Below are 16,678 nucleotides of genomic sequence, written 5' to 3' on the forward strand. Positions count from 1 at the left end.
GCAATGTTCAATTGGATCGTAAGGAACAGCCTTCACAACCGCCTGTTCGTCCTGGCAGTTGCGGCGCTGCTGATGGTTTATGGGGCCATCACAGCGTGGCGCACGCCAGTCGATGTCTTTCCCGACCTCAACAAACCCCTGGTCACCGTCTTGACGGAAGCAGGAGGTATGGCACCCGAAGAAGTCGAGCAACTGGTGACCTTCCCCCTGGAAACCGCGCTCAACGGTATGCCCGGAGTCACGCGGGTGCGCTCTACGTCTGGGGTGGGCCTGTCCATCCTCTATGCCGAGTTCGATTGGGGGACCGACATCTACCGCAACCGCCAGCTCGTGGCGGAGCGCCTGGCGCTGGTGCGGGAGCAACTCCCCGGGGGCATCACGCCCGTCATGGGGCCAGTGTCTTCCATCATGGGCGAAGTCATGCTCATTGCTCTGCCCTTGACGGCAGGCGATGGCAAATCCCCTGCAGCGACACCCATGCAGGCCCGCGAGTACGCGGACTTCGTGCTGCGCCCCAGACTGCTGTCGATTCCAGGAGTTTCTCAGGTCATCCCTATCGGCGGCGAAGTGCGCCAGTTGCGGGTGGAGCCGGACACGGCGCGCATGGCGCAGTTCGGGGTGACATTGACGCAGATCGAGCAGGCCCTTCGAGGCTTTGCGGGGAATGCGGGAGGTGGGTTCATCGATCTCAACAGCCGTGAATTCCTCATCCGCCACATCGGTCGCACCAGCCGTGTCGAGGACCTGCAAGGCGTGGCGGTGGCCTGGAAGGACGGCCGTGCCATCCTCTTGGAACAGGTGGCCAATGTCCGGTTCGCCGCGGCCATGAAGCGCGGCGACGCCGGATACAGCGGCGTGCCTGCCGTCATCGTCAGTGTGCAAAAGCAGCCTGCGGCCGATACCGTCAAGCTCACCCACGCCATCGAAGCGGCATTGGGGGATCTCAAGCAGGGGCTGCCCGTGGGGTTGGCTGCTCCGAAAGTGTTGTTTCGCCAGGCTGACTTCATCGAGGCGTCCATCGGTAACGTGACCGAGGCCTTGCGGGACGGCGCCATCATGGTGGCCATCGTGTTGTTCGCCTTCCTGTTGTCCGCGCGAACCACTTTGATCTCGCTCGTGGCGATACCCTTGTCGCTGGCCGTGACAGCCATGGTCTTCCGGCTGCTGGACCAGTCCATCAACGTCATGACTCTGGGTGGCCTGGCCATTGCCATTGGCGAACTGGTGGACGACGCGGTGGTGGATGTGGAGAACATCCTGCGCAGGCTGAAGCAAAACCGTGCCCAGGGCAATCCACTGTCCATGCTGGAGGTCGTGCGTCGGGCGAGCGTGGAAGTCCGCTCGGGCATCGTCTACGCCACCGCCATCGTGGTGCTGGTGTTTGTGCCGCTCTTTGCGCTGCCGGGCATCGAGGGTCGCCTGTTCACGCCCCTGGGCATCGCCTATATCGTGTCGGTGCTGGCATCGATGCTGGTCTCAATGACGGTGACGCCGGCGTTGTGCCTTTACCTGTTGCCGGGGATGAAACGGCTGGACCATGGTGACAGCACCCTGGTCGCCTGGCTCAAGCGGCGGGATGCGCAAGTGCTCAGCTGGTCGTTTTCTCGCGCCAAGGTGCTGATGTCTGTCGCTGCACTGGCGGTAGCTGTAGCAGCTGCAAGCGTCCCGTTTTTTCCACGCACCTTTCTGCCTGCCTTCAATGAGGGCTCGCTGGTACTGGGCATGGTGTTCAACCCAGGCACGGCGCTGGCGGAAGCCAATCGCATGGGGGCGTTGGCCGAGACGCTGATTGCTGAGGTCCCCGAGGTCACCCAGGTGGGGCGCCGGACGGGGCGGGCCGAGCTGGATGAACATGCCGAAGGCGTGCATTCGGCCGAGATTGATGTGGACCTGAAGCGGTCCGCCCGGGACCGCGAGGCCGTGATGGCAGATATCCGTGCCCGTTTGGCCGTCCTTCCAGCCCAGGTGGCCATTGGCCAGCCTATTTCCCACCGCCTGGATCACCTCTTGTCAGGGGTGCGGGCGCAGATCGCGCTCAAGATTTTCGGCGATGACACGGACACCTTGCGGGGCCTGGCCGAGCAGATGCGCCAGGGAGTCTCGGGCGTTCCAGGGCTGGTGGATTTGACGGTGGAAAAGCAGGTGCTGATCCCCCAGATCACGGTACGGCTGGACCACCGCAAGGCCGCGCAGGTTGGGCTGTCCCCGGGGGAGGCTGTGCGGCTCCTACAGGCCCTGACAGATGGTGCCCATGGTGCGCAGATCGTGGATGGACTTCGCCGCTATGAACTGGTGCTGCGCCTGCCCGATGACAAACGCAGCCCGCAGGATCTGGCGCGCACACTGATCGACACCCCAGCGGGGCAGATACCGGTGTCTGCCATCGCCACGGTCGAGGAAACCGATGGCCCCAACCAGATTGGCCGAGAAAACGGTCGTCGGCGCATCGTGGTCTATGCCAACACGGACGGCTCCGACATGGGCCGCGTCATTGCAGACATTCGTGCGGTGATGGCAAAGACGCCATTGCCACCGGGGACCTTTCTGAGTCTGGAAGGCCAGTTCCAGGCCCAGGAGCAAGCGATGCAACTGATCGTCGGCTTGTCGCTGGTGTCTTTGGCAATGATCTTTCTCGTTCTGTATGTACGCTACAAGTCGGCTGTGTTGGCCGGGATCATCATGGCCAATATTCCGCTTGCGCTGATCGGCAGCGTGGCTGCGATGTGGCTGGCGGGGGTGAGCCTGTCGGTGGCCTCCATGGTGGGCTTCATCACGCTGGCGGGCATTGCCACGCGCAACGGGATTTTGAAGGTCAGCCACTACATCAACCTGTGCAAGTTCGAGGGAGAGGTCTTCGGCCAATCCATGATCGTGCGCGGCTCGCTGGAGCGGTTGACCCCGGTCTTGATGACGGCGCTGGTGGCCGCCTTTGCGCTCACCCCGCTGCTACTGGCGGCCGACGCCCCGGGTAAGGAGATTCTGCATCCTGTGGCGGTCGTGATCTTTGGCGGGCTCGCCAGTTCGACCTTGCTGGACACCTTGCTCACGCCCGTGATGTTCTGGCTGTTTGGGGAGCGGGCGATGCGGCGCCTGATCGAGGCCGATGCCCAGACGCAAACCGAGGTCACAACGACGCAGGAGGCCTATTGACCCCGCACCGATCACTGTAGTTTTAGTTGTTCCCGTAGGCATTTAGGCGCCGCATTTTCAAGCGCGCAGTTTCACGCAACTTCTCATCCAAAGGAAAATCCAATGACTGCTAAGACGAACCTCTCCAAACTGGCGGCAGTCCTTGCAATGTTTGCTGCATCCGCACTATCTGCCCCCGCTGCAATGGCCCACGGTGCCGCTGGCCCCCTGCACGGAGGTGTCGTGCAAACCGCCTCTGATTTGTCATTTGAGCTGGTTGCTACTGCTGAAGGCGCGGCGATCTACATTCAGGACCACGGTAAAGATGCCGATGCCTCGCGATTCGACGGCAAATTGACAGTGCTCAACGGCGCAGAAAAATCCGAAGCGCCCCTGAAACCAGCAGGTGCGAACAAGCTGGAGGCCAAGGGAGTCACCCTGTCCAAGGGGGCCAAGGCAGTCGCGGTGCTGACCACTAATAGCAAGAAGAGCATCACCGTTCGTTTCACAATCAAGTAAGGCCCCCATGGCGCGCGGATCTCTTTCCTTGCCTGCACTGCGAGGCGGTCTACTCGCCTTGCTGGCTGCAGCCTTGTTCGGCATAAGCACCCCGCTGGTTCAGCGGCTGGGTGCAGGGCTGGGGGCGTTCACGACGGCCGCGCTGCTGTACGCAGGGGCGGCTGTCGTCGGTGCCTTGTCCCTGCGGACCTCCGCCCACGAGGCAAGGTTGCAGAGATCCGATGCTTGGCGCCTCATCGCCATGGCGGGATTCGGCGCCGCCCTGGGGCCTGTCGCCCTGTCCTGGGGCCTTCAACACACGAGCGGGGCCAGCGCCTCGCTCATGCTGACCCTGGAAGCGCTGTTCACCGCCACGTTGGCGTGGTGGTTGTACAGCGAAACCATGGACCGCCGCGTGTGGGCTGCGATGCTTCTTTTATTAACTGGGGGCATGGCATTGGTGATGGATCAGGGCCTGCAGGGCGGCGCGCAGCTGCTTGGTCTGCTTGCCGTGCTGCTGGCGACTGCGGCTTGGGGCGTGGACAACACCTTGTCCAGGGAACTGGCCGAACGCGATCCCAGCCAGGTCGTGATGGCAAAGGCCTCGCTGGGTGCCGCTGCGACAGCATGTCTTGCCATGGTGTGGGAAGAGCCTTTACCCTCCATGACTGTAGCTCTTGGGCTCTTTGCTGTTGGTGCCACGGGATATGGCTTGAGCCTTCGGTTCTACCTTCTGGCGCAGCGGGCTTTTGGTGCGGCGCGGACCGGCTCCGTGTTCGCCTTTGCTCCTTTCATCGGTGCGGCTGTGGCGTTCGGCTTGGGTGAACGGTCTGCGGGGTGGCTGATGCTGCTCGGCGGTCTTCTGATGCTTGCGGGGGTGCTTCTGCATTTGGCCGAGAGTCACGGGCATGAACATACTCACGAGCCGATGGAGCATGAGCACGCCCACCGTCATGACGATGGACACCATTCGCACTCGCATGACGTGATGCCCACGGGGAGCCACAGCCACGTGCACTTGCATGAACCGGTTAACCATGCCCATCCCCATGCGCCGGATATCCACCACCAGCACAGGCATTGACCAGATCAGATGCCCCGAGAATATCGCAAAGGAACTTTGATGATGAAGGATTCGACGCCTTCGCTGGTTGCGGCGTTGGCATGCGTGGCAATTTCCGGCTGCAGCACGCCTGTCTACGAGAGTCAGTACGCTTGGGACTACGGCTGGAGAGTCGGCACAGTAACCAAATTGATCCCACCGGAGGAGTTCCAGTAGACGGGTCGCTCTCGCTGCGGACAAATGGAACTCGGTCCCACGGACCAGGTTGCTGTGATCCGATGGCGGCAAGTCACCCGAACCCGTGGGCACTTCGCCAAAGTGGCCTCAGGCACTGGCATGGCAGTTGGCGACGAGGTTTACTTCAATGCATGGACGTGTGGCCAAGCTCCTATAGTGCCCAAGGTCCCGCATGGGGCCAAGCCGGTGCTAACGCCATAGAGGCTGACGTTGTTGAGCCTCAACGAGACGGACTCTTTATGACCGTGCCTTCGTACACCACACTGCCCGCATCGCGGTACTGCAATTCCCCCCCCTCCACTCGCCCCACGTCAAAGCAGACGGGCGATACCTTGCCGACCTCGGGCAGTAACAGACACAACTTGTTGTTCTGCACGCTCCAGCGTCCGCTGCGCGTGCGGCCGTTCTCTGAACGCTCCATGCGACCGTCCAAGCGGTATTCATGCCCCCAATGGCGCCCGTCGGTGACATGGTGCCCGCCCAGCATGGCGCGAATTTGCGCGGTGGTCAGCTTGGTTTCAGGAGGCGCCGCGCAGGCCAACGGCACCAGCATCGTGCATAGAAAATGCGCACACAACGCCATAGACCACGGCTTGCATCGCCCCATGAAAACTCGTAAAACTGTTACTGGTACTTCCCTAATAGTCGCTTTCTTAGCCTCACTCGCCGGATGTGAAAAGCAAGGCTCACTTGGAAAAAGTGACCAAAGCGGTCACAGCCACAGCCACGAGTGATGGCGGTTCACGTTCTGGCATCGCTCAGCGCAGCAGCGCTGGCCACTTCTGCGCCTTGTCCTTCCACTGCGCGTGGCACGACACACAGGACACCTGCAACTGCGACAGCGCGCCGGTGGCGGTCATCCAGTCGCGGCTGCGGGTAGCCTTGAGGATGTCGTTGGTGTTCTCATCGAGCACCTTGTCGTAAGTTACCAGGGCCTGCTTGAAGCCGGCCTGGTCTTCGGGCTTCATGATGGCCCAGGGTGAGTGGTTGGGTGCCGGGTGCGTGAAGATGATGTTGGCGCCCTGCTCGACCATCTCTCGGTTGTGGGTCAACACGCCTTCTTGCATCATCCCGATGGACTTGCCCATCAGGGTCATGAGTTCCTTGTAGGTCATTTCGGCCTTGCGCATGCCGGCAACGAGGTTTTCGGCGGTGTCCTGGGCATGTAGCGGCAGGGGCAGCAAGGCAGCGACGAGCAGGGCGGTGGCGATCTTTTTCATCTGAAGCTCCAGGGGGTGTGGATGGGATGACTCAATGTTAGGCAGACAGGCCTTGTGCCGTGTGTCTGCGCCCCCCCGTTTGGTGAGCTTGCATGACAGGGCCTCACTTGACATGCTGTGTTACCAAGATGCCGCCTTGGCCTGCTGCAGCGGCGCGAAGATGCAGCCATCGCAACCCGGGAACCAACACCATGAACCACTTCCGCTACGCCACTTCACAGATCGCCGTCCACTGGCTGGCCGCCGTCCTGATCCTATTCCTGCTGGTCACCGGCACCTTCGTGCTGGCCGAACTGCCCAATACCGCGGACAAGATTGGCAACTTCCGCATTCACATGATCCTGGGTGCTTTGGCGGCCCTGCTGGTGGTGGCGCGCGTGGTGCTGCGCCGGGTCAAGCCCCGGCCGCCGGCCGTCGTCGCCGAAAAGTGGGCGCACCTGGGCCACATGGGCCTGAACCTGTTGGTGCTGCTGTTGGCCGTCAGCGGCGGGGTGCTGGCGCTGCAGAGCGGCGTGTTGGCCGCGGTGCTGGGCTCGGCGCCATTGCCCGAGTCGCTGGACGGCTGGACGCTGCGCAAGGTGCACGGCCTGGTCTCTCGCCTGCTGATGGCGCTGGTGGCGGTGCACGTGCTGGCCGCTCTGTACCATCAATGGGTCGTCAAGGATGGCCTGCTGCTGCGCATGCGCCCCGGCAAAAAAAGCACATGAGTCCCACCCCCAAGCACCTGCTGGTCGTCGATGACGACCGCGAAATCCGCCGCCTGATCGAGGAGTATCTGACCCAGGCCGGCTACCGCGTGTCCAGCGCGGCCGACGGCAAGGCGATGCGGCGCCTGATGGAGCAGCACCGCTTCGACCTGGTGGTGCTGGACCTGATGCTGCCCGGCGAAGACGGTCTGAGCCTGTGCCGCGATCTGCGCAGCCGTTCGAACATTCCCGTCCTCATGCTCACAGCGCGGGGCTCGGAGATCGACCGCATCGTGGGCCTGGAGATGGGTGCCGACGATTACCTGGCCAAACCCTTCAACCCGCGCGAACTGCTGGCGCGCATCCGCAGCATCCTGCGCCGCGCGCAGGCGCTGCCGACCAACCTGGTGCCCGAAGAGGTGGCAGTGTTCCGCTTCGCGGGCTGGACGCTGGAGGTGGCTTCGCGCAACGTGACTGCGCCCGACGGGTTGGTGGTGCCGCTCTCGGGCGCCGAATTCCGGTTGCTGCGCGTGCTGCTGGAACACCCGCACCGCGTGTTCTCGCGCGACCAGTTGCTGGAGCTGACCAATGGCCGCGAAGCCATTCTGTTCGACCGCAGCATCGACGTGCTGGTGGGGAGGCTGCGCAAGCGCCTGCGCGACGACGGCAAGGAACCGACCCTGATCAAGACCGTGCGCGGCGAAGGCTACGTGCTGGCGGCCAGCGTGGAGGCGCTGTGAAGCTCTGGCCGCAGTCGCTGTTTGGCCGCCTGCTGCTGCTGATGAGCGCCGGGCTGCTGATGGCGCAGCTCGCGGGTTCAATGCTCCAGTCGTGGGACCGGCAGCGCACGCTGAGCCACACCGTGAGCCACGAATTGGCGCAACGCATCGCGGCCATCTATCGGGTGATCGAGGTTCAGGCCGGCCCGCAGCGGCAGGCCATGGCCACTCTGTTATCCACCCCCAGCCTGCAGATTCACATCGTCGATTCGGCACCGCCAGCGACCGCGGCGGCGCCGTCGATGCTCGACAACCTGCCCGGCCACATTACCGAAGTGCTCGGCCAGCGCGCCGAGGTCCGCACCAGCGAGTTGCCGAGGCTGGGGCGGTTCGCGTTCAAGCTGCACCTGCGGCTGTCGTCGGGCGAATGGCTGCGCCTAAACGGCAGCGCGCCGGAGGGGGTGTTTGCGCTGCCCTGGAACCTGCTGTTCAACCTGGGCCTGATGCTGGTGGTGGTGGTGCTGCTGGTGGCAATGGCCGCGCGCAGCACAGTGCGCCCGCTGACCGAACTGGCTCGGGCGGCGCACAGCCTGTCGCGCGATCTGCGCAGCCCGCCCGTGCCTGAGACCGGCCCGACCGAAGTGCGCGAGGCGGCGCAGGCGTTTAACGCCATGCAGTCGCGCATCCGCAGCGGCATTGAAGAGCGCGAGCGCTTTCTGGCCGCTGTGTCGCACGACCTCAAAACGCCGCTCACCCGCATGCGCCTGCGCACCGAAATGATGGCCGATCCGCAGCTGCGCGCGCAGCTGCAGGCCGACACCGACGACATGATGCAACTGCTGGACGGCACGCTGGATTTTCTGCGCGGCAAAGCGGTGGAAGAACCCCTGCAGCGCGTCGATCTGGTGGCGCTGGTGGAGAGCTTGGTCGAGGACTACCAGGGCGTGGGCATGGTCACGCTGCAGGCACCGGACGCGCTGCAGTGGTCGTGCCGGTCAAAGGCGCTCAAGCGTGCGCTGACCAACCTGATCGACAACGCCCTCAAGTACGGCGGCCACGCCCACGTGGTGCTCGCCACCGGGTCGTACGGCGTGGAGGTGCTGGTGCAGGACAAAGGGCCGGGCTTGCCCGGGGACGAGCTGCAAAAAGTCTTCGAACCCTTCTACCGCGTCGAGCACTCGCGCAGCCGCGACACGGGCGGCGCGGGCCTGGGGCTGGCCATCGTGCGTCAGATTGCCCGAAGCCACGGTGGAGACGTCGAGCTGAGCAATCGGACCGAAGGCGGGCTTCAGGCGCGACTGTCAATGGTGTCCAAATAAGAGTCAATCGCTGGTCAGCTTCGGTACCACAAGCGGCCGCCTGTCCTTCATCAAGCAACGCCACTGGCACGACCGCTGCCAGGCGCAGGCCGCAAGGTTCGGTGCGAAGCGCACGGACGGCAAACGCTGCGGACAAGTCACTCACCAGTGAGGGCTGGAGGACAGCAACGGGGCGTTCTCTGCCATTCACCGCTGAGCCGATTGCCGTTGCTGCCCTTGAGTAGTTCCCGGGGCATGCCTTGCTGCGTAAGGGTTTCAGGCAAAGCGGATCGCAAACCGCATCAGTACACTCATTCGGCAAGAGGCCACGCAGCCCTTGGTAATCCGATTTGCCTGAAGGAGCCCCCACATGACCGATTCATCCCCCTACACCCCACCCGCCATCTGGCAATGGAACAAAGAGAGCGGCGGCAAGTTCGCCAGCATCAACCGCCCGGTGGCTGGCGCCACGCACGATAAAGACCTGCCCGTGGGTAAGCACCCGCTGCAGCTGTATTCGCTGGCCACGCCCAATGGCGTCAAGGTCACGGTCATGCTGGAAGAGCTGCTGGCGCTGGGCCACAGTGGCGCCGAGTACGACGCCTGGCTGGTGCCCATTCAGGAGGGCGCGCAGTTCAGCAGCGGCTTTGTCGCCGTCAACCCCAATTCGAAGATTCCGGCGCTGATGGACCGCAGTGGGGCCGAGCCGGTGCGCGTGTTCGAGTCCGGCGCCATCCTGTTGTACCTGGCGGAAAAATTTGGCGCCTTTGTGCCCACCGATCCTGCCCAGCGGGCCGAGTGCCTGTCGTGGCTGTTCTGGCAGATGGGCAGCGCGCCGTTTCTGGGCGGCGGGTTTGGGCATTTTTATGCCTATGCGCCCGAGAAGTATGAGTACCCGATCAACCGGTATGCCATGGAGGTCAAGCGCCAGATGGATGTGCTCAACCAGCGCCTGGCCGCGCACGAGTATCTGGCGGGTAGCGAATACACGGTGGCCGACATGGCAGCCTGGCCCTGGTACGGCGCCCTGGCCAAGGGCCAGCTTTATGAAGCGGGTGAATTTTTGCAGGTGCATGAATACACCCATGTGGTGCGCTGGGCCGACCAGATTGCCAAGCGCCCTGCGGTGCAGCGCGGCCGCAAGGTCAACCGCACCTGGGGCGAACCGGCCAGCCAGTTGCACGAAAGGCATGACGCGAGTGACTTTGACACCCGCACGCAGGACAAGCTGAACCCTGCCTCCTGACCCTTTCTCGCCGCCAAGGACTTTGCAATGATCACTTTGTATGACTGCGCCACGGCGCCCAGCCCGCGCCGCGCCCGCATTTTTCTGGCCGAAAAGGGCCTTGCCCACGACACCGTGCAGGTGGACCTGCGCAGTGGCGAGCAACTGGGCGATGCTTATCGGCGCATCAACCCGCAGTGCACGGTGCCCGCCTTGCGCACGCAAGAGGGCTTGCTGCTGACCGACAACGCGGCCATTGCTGCCTACCTGGAAGCGCGCTACCCCAGCCCACCGCTGCTGGGCGAAACCCCCGAGGAAAAAGCCGAAATCGCCAGCTGGAACTGGCGCATGGAGTTTGAAGGCCTGCTGGCGATTGCCGAGGCGCTGCGCAACAGCGCGCCGGCCATGGCCAACCGGGCGCTGCCGGGCGCGGTGGACTACCCGCAAATCCCGGCGCTGGCCGAGCGCGGGCTGGCGCGGGTGGCGCAGTTTTTTACCCTGCTGAACGAGCGCCTGGCGGACCACGACTTTATTGCCGCCGACCGCTTCAGCGTGGCCGACATAACGGCGGTGGTGGCGGTGGACTTTGCGCGTGTGGTCAAACAAAAGCCGGGCGAGCAGCACCCGCACCTGCTGCGCTGGCGCGCGGCCATGGCGGGCCGGCCATCGATGGCTCTTTGATCTCCTCATGAGCTCTGCCAAAACGCTGCTGATCGTTTACCACTCGCTCACGGGTGGCACGCGGCAGATGGCCGAGGCGGCGCGCGCCGGGGCGGCGGGGGAGGCGGCCTGCGCGGTGCGCCTGCTGCACGCCGCGCAGGCCGGGCCGCAGGATGTGCTGGCGGCAGATGGCTATGTGTTTGCCACGCCCGAAAACCTGGCGGCGATGAGCGGGCAGTTGAAAGACTTTTTTGACCGCAGTTATTACGGGGTGCTCGACCAGGTCAATGGCCGCCCGTATGCCAGCCTGGTGTGCGCGGGCAGTGACGGCAGCAATGCGGCGCGGCAGATTGTGCGCATCGCCACTGGCTGGCGCCTCAAGCCCGTGGCCGAGCCGCTGATCGTGTGCACCCACGCGCAGACGCCCGAGGCCATCCTGGCGCCCAAGCAGATTGGCAATGAAGACCTGGAGCGCTGCCGGGCGCTGGGCGAGGCACTGGCGGCGGGGCTGGTGCTGGGGGTGTTTTAGTTGCTATTGTATTAATAGCTTATGGCGCTTATATGACAAGCGTTTGAGGCCAATTTTTCCTAAAAACTCAGCGCCAGGCCGTGGCCACCAGCTGGCTGTAGTGCACGCCTTTTCTGCCCAGCAATTGCTCAAAGACGGCCGGGTTGCCCACGTTGTCGCTGCCCAGCATGGCCAGGGTTTCGCTGCACCAGGGCGATTGGGGCACGGCGTCGCCCAGGCGCGCGCTCAAGGTGGTCAGCGGCTGCGGCAGGCGCAGCACGGTGGCGGGGCTGTGGCCCAGTTGCTGGCGCAGGCTGGCGATGAAGGCGCCCATGGTCAGCGCCTCGGGGCCGGTGCAGTCGATGGTGCCGGTGTGCTCCAGCGCCGGGCCCAGCAATGCCACCACGGCGGCGGCCAGGTCGTGCACCGACACCGGCTGCACGCGCGCCGTGAGCATGGGCCCGGGGAACAGCGCCAAGGGCAGGCGCGCCAGGTTCATGAACAGCGCGCTGCTGTCGCCGCCTTTGCCATACACCACGCTGGGGCGCAGGATGGCCGGGCGCAGCTTTGCCTGGGTTGCCAGCGTTTGCAGGTGCGCCTCGGCGGCCCGTTTGGTCTGGGCATAGCGCGTGTTGCTGCCGTCAATGCCCAGCGCCGATATGTGCACCACGCGCTGCACGCCAGCCTGGGCGCAGGCGTCGAACAGGGCGATGGGGGTGTCGCGGTGCACGGCGTCGATGGGGCGCGCGCGCGTGTCGCGCAGCACGCCCACGGCGTTGACCACGGCGTCGATGCCCGCCAGGCGCGGGCGCCAGGCGGCGGCCGTGGTGTCATGGGCAAAGTCCATGGGCACTTGGCCGGGTAGCAGTGTGCGGCTGCGCGGCGAAACACCGCCGTGCACGGTGTGGCCCGCGCGTTGCAGTGCCGTTTGCAGGGTATTGCCAATGAAGCCGGTGGAGCCGGTGAGAAGGATGTGCATGGTGTAGCGCCTGAAATCTGCGTGGCTTTGGACGATAGACGGATTTGGGATTGTGTGCCGGGCGATGCCCCCCTTGCACCCAGAGCGCGCCCGGCCATGCCAATGCAAGGGGCGGATGCCTGAGTTGCTGCAGGGGCTGTCGCACGGGGAGCGCCGATCACTGAAAATTGGCCCGGTCAGTTTTTGCCGGATTGGCAGCCCCAGCCCCAAGCCTCCAGTCGGCCACGGGGCCACAAGACGGTGCCCCTTGGGCCGCCGCTCAGGCCCATGGGCAGTTGATGCTTTCCAAGTCCGCCAGCCTTTGGGCTGCTGCCTCGATTTTCTTCAACGCTTGCATTTACAGGAGATGCGCCATGCTGCATGACGATGCCCGATCCGATGTCAACGCCTTGCTCCCCGGTCGCGCCACCGAGGCCGGTGCCACCCGGCGCACCGCCTTGCAGGTGGCCATGGGCCTGGGTTACGCGGCAGCGGCGGCGCCGCTGATGGCGCAAACGGCCATTGCCACCCCGGCCGACGGGCTGGATGCGGGCGAGGTCAGCTTCACCGTGGGCGGCTTCCAGGTGCCCGCCTACCGCGCGGCGCCTGCGGGCAAGACCGGCCTGCCGGTGGTGCTGGTCATCCAGGAAATCTTTGGCGTGCACGAATACATTGCCGACACCTGCCGGCGCTTTGCCAAGGCTGGGTATCTGGCCATTGCGCCCGAACTGTATGCGCGCCAGGGCGACCCGGCGATGTATGGCGAGATGGCCAAGCTCATGGCCGAGGTGGTCTCCAAGGTGCCCGACGCGCAGGTGATGGCCGACCTCGATGGTGCCGTGCAGTGGGCCGCAGCCCATGGCGGCGACCCGGCCCGTGTGGGCATCACGGGCTTTTGCTGGGGCGGCCGCATCACCTGGCTTTATGCCGCGCACGGCCCGGTCAAGGCGGGCGTGGCCTGGTATGGCCGCCTGGTGGGGCAGGCGAGCAACCTGACGCCCAAACACCCTGTGGAGTTGGCGCCCATCCTCAAGGCGCCCGTGCTGGGCCTTTATGGCGAAAAAGACACCGGCATCCCTCTTGACACGATTGATAAGATGAAAACTGCCCTGGGCCAGGGCACGGCCGCAGCCAAGGCGTCACAGTTCGTGGTGTACCCTGACGCGCCGCACGCCTTTCATGCCGACTACCGCGCCAGCTACCGCAAGGAAGCGGCTGAAGACGGCTGGAAACGCGCCCTGGCCTGGTTCAAGGCGCACGGCGTGGTCTGAAACGGCCGCACCCCACGCAAAAGCCGCCCCGGCCACCGCGGGGGCGGCTTCGTTTTTTGGGGCCGTGTGCACCGCATTTTTATTAAAACATGCCGCTAAGGCATATCTAACAAGCGCATATAGCTATGACTTTAATAGCAATCATTCTGGCCACCCTGGCTGCGGGTATCGGCAGCGTCTGGCTGGCAGCGCTGCTGATGGGGGTGGGGCTCAAGGGGGGCGGCGCCAGTGTGGGGCCGCAGCGCCTGCTCAGCCTGGCGGCAGGCGCCCTGCTGGCCACCGCCTTTATGCACCTGTTGCCCGAGGCGTTTGAAAGCCATGTCGATGCCCACGACCTGTTTGCCACGCTGCTGGTGGGCCTGGTGTTTTTCTTTTTGCTCGACAAGGCCGAGCTCTGGCACCACGGCCACGAACACAGCCACGGGCTGCCATCCGCCGCGGGGCACGGCGCGACCGGGCATGACCACGCTGCGCAAGTGCAGCAGGGGCGCGCACATCCACATGGACATACACATGGACACGACCACGCCGCCGCTCATGACCATGACCACGCTCACCACCATGGCCCCAAGGCCGGTGGCTGGGCGGTGCTGACCGGCGACAGCGTGCATTGCTTTGGCGACGGCATCCTGATTGCCTCGGCCTTCATGGCCGACCTGCGGCTGGGGGTGATTGCCGCGTTTTCCGTGCTGGCCCACGAGGTGCCTCACCACATGGGCGACCTGGTGGTGCTGCGCCAGACCAGCCCGAACCGGCGCATGGCGCTGGTCAAGGTCTCGCTGGCCGGGGCCGTGACGGCGCTGGGTGGGCTGGTGGGGTATTTTCTGGTGGGGCAGCTGCACGACTGGCTGCCGTACTTTCTGGCCGTGGCCTCCAGCAGCTTTGTCTATGTGGCCCTGGCCGATCTGATTCCGCAACTGCAAAAGCGCCTCTCGGCGCGCGAGACCATGGCCCAGATCGTCTGGCTCCTGGTGGGCATGGGCCTTGTGATGCTGGTGAGCGGCGCCGCGCACGTCCACTGATACGGGGTTGCCTTCCACCGCATGACGTCGTTGGGTCGCCTTGTCGTGCCGCAGCACTGGGTGCAGCTCCCCGCCTGGTTATCCGGTTCAAGGCAAATCTGTATGAGGCCAATGGATTGAGACAACCTATGAATTGGACGCGGCCCAACCTGTAGCCGCCGTGCAAGGGCCGCCGCGCCGCACGGGCGGCGTCCCCCTGGGGGGAAGGCGCTCAGCCAATCAGGGGGCTTCCTATCCCGCCAGCTCCTCGCGCACTGCCGCCACCTGCCGGCGCGACACCATCAGCAGCTCGGTCAGCCCCTGCAGGCGCACGGCCCAGCCTTCGCCTTCGTCGGGGTCGTAGTGCTTTTCGAGTGCGCGCACGGCGCGGCGCGCCACCAGGGCGTTGCGGTGGATGCGCAAAAAGCGCGGGGCGAACTTGGCTTCCAGCTCGCTCAGTGAGCCGTCCATGATGTAGCTGCGCGTGGCGGTGCGCACGGTCACGTACTTCTGCTCGGCCTTGAAATACAGCACCTCGGCCAGGGGCAGGCGCTCGGTGCGTCCGCGGTCCTGGATGACCAGGGTTTCGCCGTCGGCAGCACCGTTGGCATGGTGGGTGCCGGTGTGGCCGATGGGCGCGCCCTGGCGGTGGCTGCGCTGGGCCTTGGTCAGGGCCTGCAACAGGCGCTCGCGCCGCACGGGCTTGGTGAGGTAGTCCACGGCGTCGAGTTCAAAGGCGCTCACGGCATGGTCGGCATGGGCGGTCACAAACACCACGGCGGGCGGGTGGGGCAGGGCCTGCACGGCGTGGGCCAGGCACAGGCCATCCTGGCCGGGCATGTGGATGTCCAGCAGCACCAGGTCGAAGGCCCGCCCGCCCGTGGGGGTGAGCTGCGCCAGGGCCTCGCCCGTGTTGGCGGCTTCGGCCACCGTGGTGCGCACGGTGTCCTGGCAATCGCCCAGCAAGGTGCGCAGTCGGCTGCGGGCCAGGGCTTCGTCGTCAACGATGAGGATGTTCATGGGCTGGAGCGGCGCGGGTCGGGGTTCGGGATGCGTGCGCAGGGGCGGCGGGCCTGGGCGCGGCGGGGGCCGGCAGGGTGATGCGCACCTGGTACAGGCCATCCTGCACACCCGCGCTGAACTCGCCCTGCACATCATGCAGCAGCGCCAGCCGGGCACGCACGTTGGCCAGCGCAATGCCGTGGCCCTTGGTGGCGGGCTCATCGCCCTGGCCGTTTTTGCCTTCCTTGGAGGGCAAGGTGTTGGTGATGCGCACCACCACGCGGCTGCCGCGCAGCTCGGTCAGCACGCGCAGCTTGCCGCCGCGGGCGCTGGGCTCCACGCCGTGCTTGACGGCGTTTTCCACCAGCGGCTGCAGCAGCAGCGGGGGCAGGCGGGCGTTGTTGGTGCGCGGGTCCAGATTCCATTGCACCTGCAGGCGCTTGCCAAAGCGCACTTCTTCGATGGCCAGGTAGCGGCGCGCCAGCGTGATCTCTTCGGCCAGCGTGACGGCTTCGCCCTGCTCCACCAGCGCGTGGCGGAACAGGTCGCTCAGGTCTTCGAGCAGCGATTCGGCCTTGGCAGGCTCTTCGCGCACCAGGGCAATGGCGCTGTTGAGGGTGTTGAACAGAAAGTGCGGCCGAATGCGCGACTGCAGCTCGGTCAGGCGCGCGGCGGTGGCCGCCGGGGTGCGCCCGCGTGCGCGCAGCACCAGCGCCGCCACCAGGGCGGCCGACAGCAAGGCGCCGCTGGCCGCGCTGGCCAGCCAGGGCGGCTGCTCTGCCACGCCCACCAGGCTCAGCATGGCGCAGGCATACAGCCCCGCCAGGGTGCCCAGCACCACGCCGGCCGCAAACTGGCCGTTGGTGCCCAGGCGCTGCAGCAGGGTCTTGAGGCTGCAGGCGGCAATCAGCCAGACCAGCGTGGCGGGCAGGGCGCCCCCGGTCAGCAGCGACACGCGCGCAAGCCACTCCAGCAGCGTGCTGGCGCCATACATGGCGCCCACGCCCAGCACGATTTCCACAAACAGCACGGCGCGCAGCACCACGCCCACATGGCAGGCATCGAACACCAGCGCCCGCTGCACGGGAGCGCGTGGGCGGGGCCTTGCGGGCGCCGTTTCCAGCTCCAGGGGCTGGGTCGATAAAATTTGCTTGTTTTGCATTGAGGCATCCGGGTGTTCCGGGTGTCAGTTCCACCCGATTA

Annotated in this window: 16 protein-coding genes; 11 read left to right on the forward strand and 5 right to left on the reverse strand. The window is 65.2% G+C overall.

Annotated features, from left to right (window positions below; all coding sequences use genetic code 11):
• Nucleotides 1-3: 3 nt before the first annotated feature.
• The 3 genes from K226_RS0108260 (at nt 4) to K226_RS0108270 (ending at nt 4,711) form a co-directional block, all read left to right on the forward strand.
• Nucleotides 4-3,150 carry an efflux RND transporter permease subunit gene (locus tag K226_RS0108260; protein ID WP_024814351.1) on the forward strand — a complete coding sequence of 1,049 codons (3,147 nt, stop codon included), beginning with the start codon at nt 4-6 and terminating at the stop codon, nt 3,148-3,150.
• Nucleotides 3,151-3,252: 102 nt separating this feature from the next.
• Nucleotides 3,253-3,648, forward strand: coding sequence for a hypothetical protein (locus K226_RS0108265; RefSeq protein WP_024814352.1), 396 nt, complete (start codon nt 3,253-3,255; stop codon nt 3,646-3,648).
• Nucleotides 3,649-3,655: 7 nt separating this feature from the next.
• Nucleotides 3,656-4,711 (forward strand): DMT family transporter, encoded by a 1,056-nt coding sequence (locus tag K226_RS0108270; RefSeq protein ID WP_024814353.1) that lies wholly within the window; start codon nt 3,656-3,658, stop codon nt 4,709-4,711.
• A 436-nt stretch (nt 4,712-5,147) separates the two neighbouring features.
• On the opposite strand, the gene K226_RS0108275 is transcribed toward K226_RS0108270, so the two are convergent.
• Nucleotides 5,148-5,480 (reverse strand): hypothetical protein, encoded by a 333-nt coding sequence (locus K226_RS0108275; protein WP_024814354.1) that lies wholly within the window; start codon nt 5,478-5,480, stop codon nt 5,148-5,150.
• Nucleotides 5,481-5,685: 205 nt separating this feature from the next.
• Nucleotides 5,686-6,147, reverse strand: coding sequence for a hypothetical protein (locus tag K226_RS0108280; RefSeq protein ID WP_024814355.1), 462 nt, complete (start codon nt 6,145-6,147; stop codon nt 5,686-5,688).
• A 191-nt stretch (nt 6,148-6,338) separates the two neighbouring features.
• Here K226_RS0108280 and K226_RS0108285 point away from each other — a divergent pair, with 191 nt between their 5' ends.
• From K226_RS0108285 to K226_RS0108310, 6 genes are all read left to right on the forward strand, one after another.
• Nucleotides 6,339-6,854 (forward strand): cytochrome b, encoded by a 516-nt coding sequence (locus K226_RS0108285; protein WP_024814356.1) that lies wholly within the window; start codon nt 6,339-6,341, stop codon nt 6,852-6,854.
• Nucleotides 6,851-7,573: a response regulator gene (locus tag K226_RS18805; RefSeq protein ID WP_035240933.1), complete on the forward strand. Its 723-nt coding sequence runs from the start codon at nt 6,851-6,853 to the stop codon at nt 7,571-7,573. Before K226_RS0108285 ends, K226_RS18805 begins: the two co-directional genes overlap by 4 nt.
• Nucleotides 7,570-8,871, forward strand: coding sequence for an ATP-binding protein (locus K226_RS18810; protein ID WP_035240938.1), 1,302 nt, complete (start codon nt 7,570-7,572; stop codon nt 8,869-8,871). The genes K226_RS18805 and K226_RS18810 overlap by 4 nt, the downstream gene beginning before the upstream one ends.
• A 349-nt stretch (nt 8,872-9,220) precedes the next feature.
• A complete protein-coding gene (gene yghU / locus K226_RS0108300) occupies nt 9,221-10,096 on the forward strand; it encodes a glutathione-dependent disulfide-bond oxidoreductase (protein WP_024814357.1) in 876 nt (291 codons plus the stop codon).
• Between the two features lie 27 nt (nt 10,097-10,123).
• On the forward strand, nt 10,124-10,756 hold the full coding sequence (locus K226_RS0108305; protein ID WP_024814358.1) for a glutathione S-transferase family protein: 633 nt from the start codon (nt 10,124-10,126) through the stop codon (nt 10,754-10,756).
• 7 nt (nt 10,757-10,763) lie between these two features.
• Nucleotides 10,764-11,264, forward strand: a complete 501-nt coding sequence (locus K226_RS0108310; protein WP_024814359.1) for a flavodoxin family protein — start codon at nt 10,764-10,766, stop codon at nt 11,262-11,264.
• A 67-nt stretch (nt 11,265-11,331) separates the two neighbouring features.
• Here K226_RS0108310 and K226_RS0108315 read toward each other — a convergent pair whose 3' ends face one another.
• Nucleotides 11,332-12,222: an NAD-dependent epimerase/dehydratase family protein gene (locus K226_RS0108315; RefSeq protein ID WP_024814360.1), complete on the reverse strand. Its 891-nt coding sequence runs from the start codon at nt 12,220-12,222 to the stop codon at nt 11,332-11,334.
• A 353-nt stretch (nt 12,223-12,575) separates the two neighbouring features.
• Here K226_RS0108315 and K226_RS0108320 point away from each other — a divergent pair, with 353 nt between their 5' ends.
• The gene (locus K226_RS0108320; RefSeq protein ID WP_024814361.1) at nt 12,576-13,472 is read left to right on the forward strand and encodes a dienelactone hydrolase family protein; all 897 of its coding nucleotides are present in this window, start codon (nt 12,576-12,578) and stop codon (nt 13,470-13,472) included.
• Between the two features lie 125 nt (nt 13,473-13,597).
• The gene (locus K226_RS0108325) at nt 13,598-14,494 is read left to right on the forward strand and encodes a ZIP family metal transporter (protein WP_024814362.1); all 897 of its coding nucleotides are present in this window, start codon (nt 13,598-13,600) and stop codon (nt 14,492-14,494) included.
• Between the two features lie 231 nt (nt 14,495-14,725).
• Here K226_RS0108325 and K226_RS0108330 read toward each other — a convergent pair whose 3' ends face one another.
• Both K226_RS0108330 and K226_RS0108335 read right to left on the reverse strand, forming a co-directional pair.
• Nucleotides 14,726-15,493, reverse strand: a complete 768-nt coding sequence (locus K226_RS0108330; RefSeq protein WP_024814363.1) for a LytTR family DNA-binding domain-containing protein — start codon at nt 15,491-15,493, stop codon at nt 14,726-14,728.
• Entirely contained in the window at nt 15,474-16,637 is a 1,164-nt protein-coding gene (locus tag K226_RS0108335) for a sensor histidine kinase (RefSeq protein ID WP_024814364.1), read from the reverse strand. The genes K226_RS0108330 and K226_RS0108335 overlap by 20 nt, the downstream gene beginning before the upstream one ends.
• Nucleotides 16,638-16,678 lie beyond the last annotated feature (41 nt).

It is taken from the genome of Acidovorax sp. JHL-3 (genome assembly GCF_000526295.1).
Classification (GTDB): domain Bacteria; phylum Pseudomonadota; class Gammaproteobacteria; order Burkholderiales; family Burkholderiaceae_C; genus Acidovorax; species Acidovorax defluvii.

Coding starts and splice junctions, on each gene's coding strand:
- K226_RS0108310 (WP_024814359.1), top strand. CDS start 10,764: ATGAGCTCTGCCAAAACGCTGCTGATCGTTTACCACTCGCTCACGGGT.
- K226_RS0108335 (WP_024814364.1), bottom strand. CDS start 16,637: ATGCAAAACAAGCAAATTTTATCGACCCAGCCCCTGGAGCTGGAAACG.
- K226_RS0108285 (WP_024814356.1), top strand. CDS start 6,339: ATGAACCACTTCCGCTACGCCACTTCACAGATCGCCGTCCACTGGCTG.
- K226_RS0108270 (WP_024814353.1), top strand. CDS start 3,656: ATGGCGCGCGGATCTCTTTCCTTGCCTGCACTGCGAGGCGGTCTACTC.
- K226_RS18805 (WP_035240933.1), top strand. CDS start 6,851: ATGAGTCCCACCCCCAAGCACCTGCTGGTCGTCGATGACGACCGCGAA.
- K226_RS0108280 (WP_024814355.1), bottom strand. CDS start 6,147: ATGAAAAAGATCGCCACCGCCCTGCTCGTCGCTGCCTTGCTGCCCCTG.
- K226_RS0108265 (WP_024814352.1), top strand. CDS start 3,253: ATGACTGCTAAGACGAACCTCTCCAAACTGGCGGCAGTCCTTGCAATG.
- K226_RS0108325 (WP_024814362.1), top strand. CDS start 13,598: ATGACTTTAATAGCAATCATTCTGGCCACCCTGGCTGCGGGTATCGGC.
- K226_RS0108260 (WP_024814351.1), top strand. CDS start 4: ATGTTCAATTGGATCGTAAGGAACAGCCTTCACAACCGCCTGTTCGTC.
- K226_RS0108320 (WP_024814361.1), top strand. CDS start 12,576: ATGCTGCATGACGATGCCCGATCCGATGTCAACGCCTTGCTCCCCGGT.
- K226_RS0108305 (WP_024814358.1), top strand. CDS start 10,124: ATGATCACTTTGTATGACTGCGCCACGGCGCCCAGCCCGCGCCGCGCC.
- yghU (WP_024814357.1), top strand. CDS start 9,221: ATGACCGATTCATCCCCCTACACCCCACCCGCCATCTGGCAATGGAAC.
- K226_RS0108315 (WP_024814360.1), bottom strand. CDS start 12,222: ATGCACATCCTTCTCACCGGCTCCACCGGCTTCATTGGCAATACCCTG.
- K226_RS0108275 (WP_024814354.1), bottom strand. CDS start 5,480: ATGCTGGTGCCGTTGGCCTGCGCGGCGCCTCCTGAAACCAAGCTGACC.
- K226_RS0108330 (WP_024814363.1), bottom strand. CDS start 15,493: ATGAACATCCTCATCGTTGACGACGAAGCCCTGGCCCGCAGCCGACTG.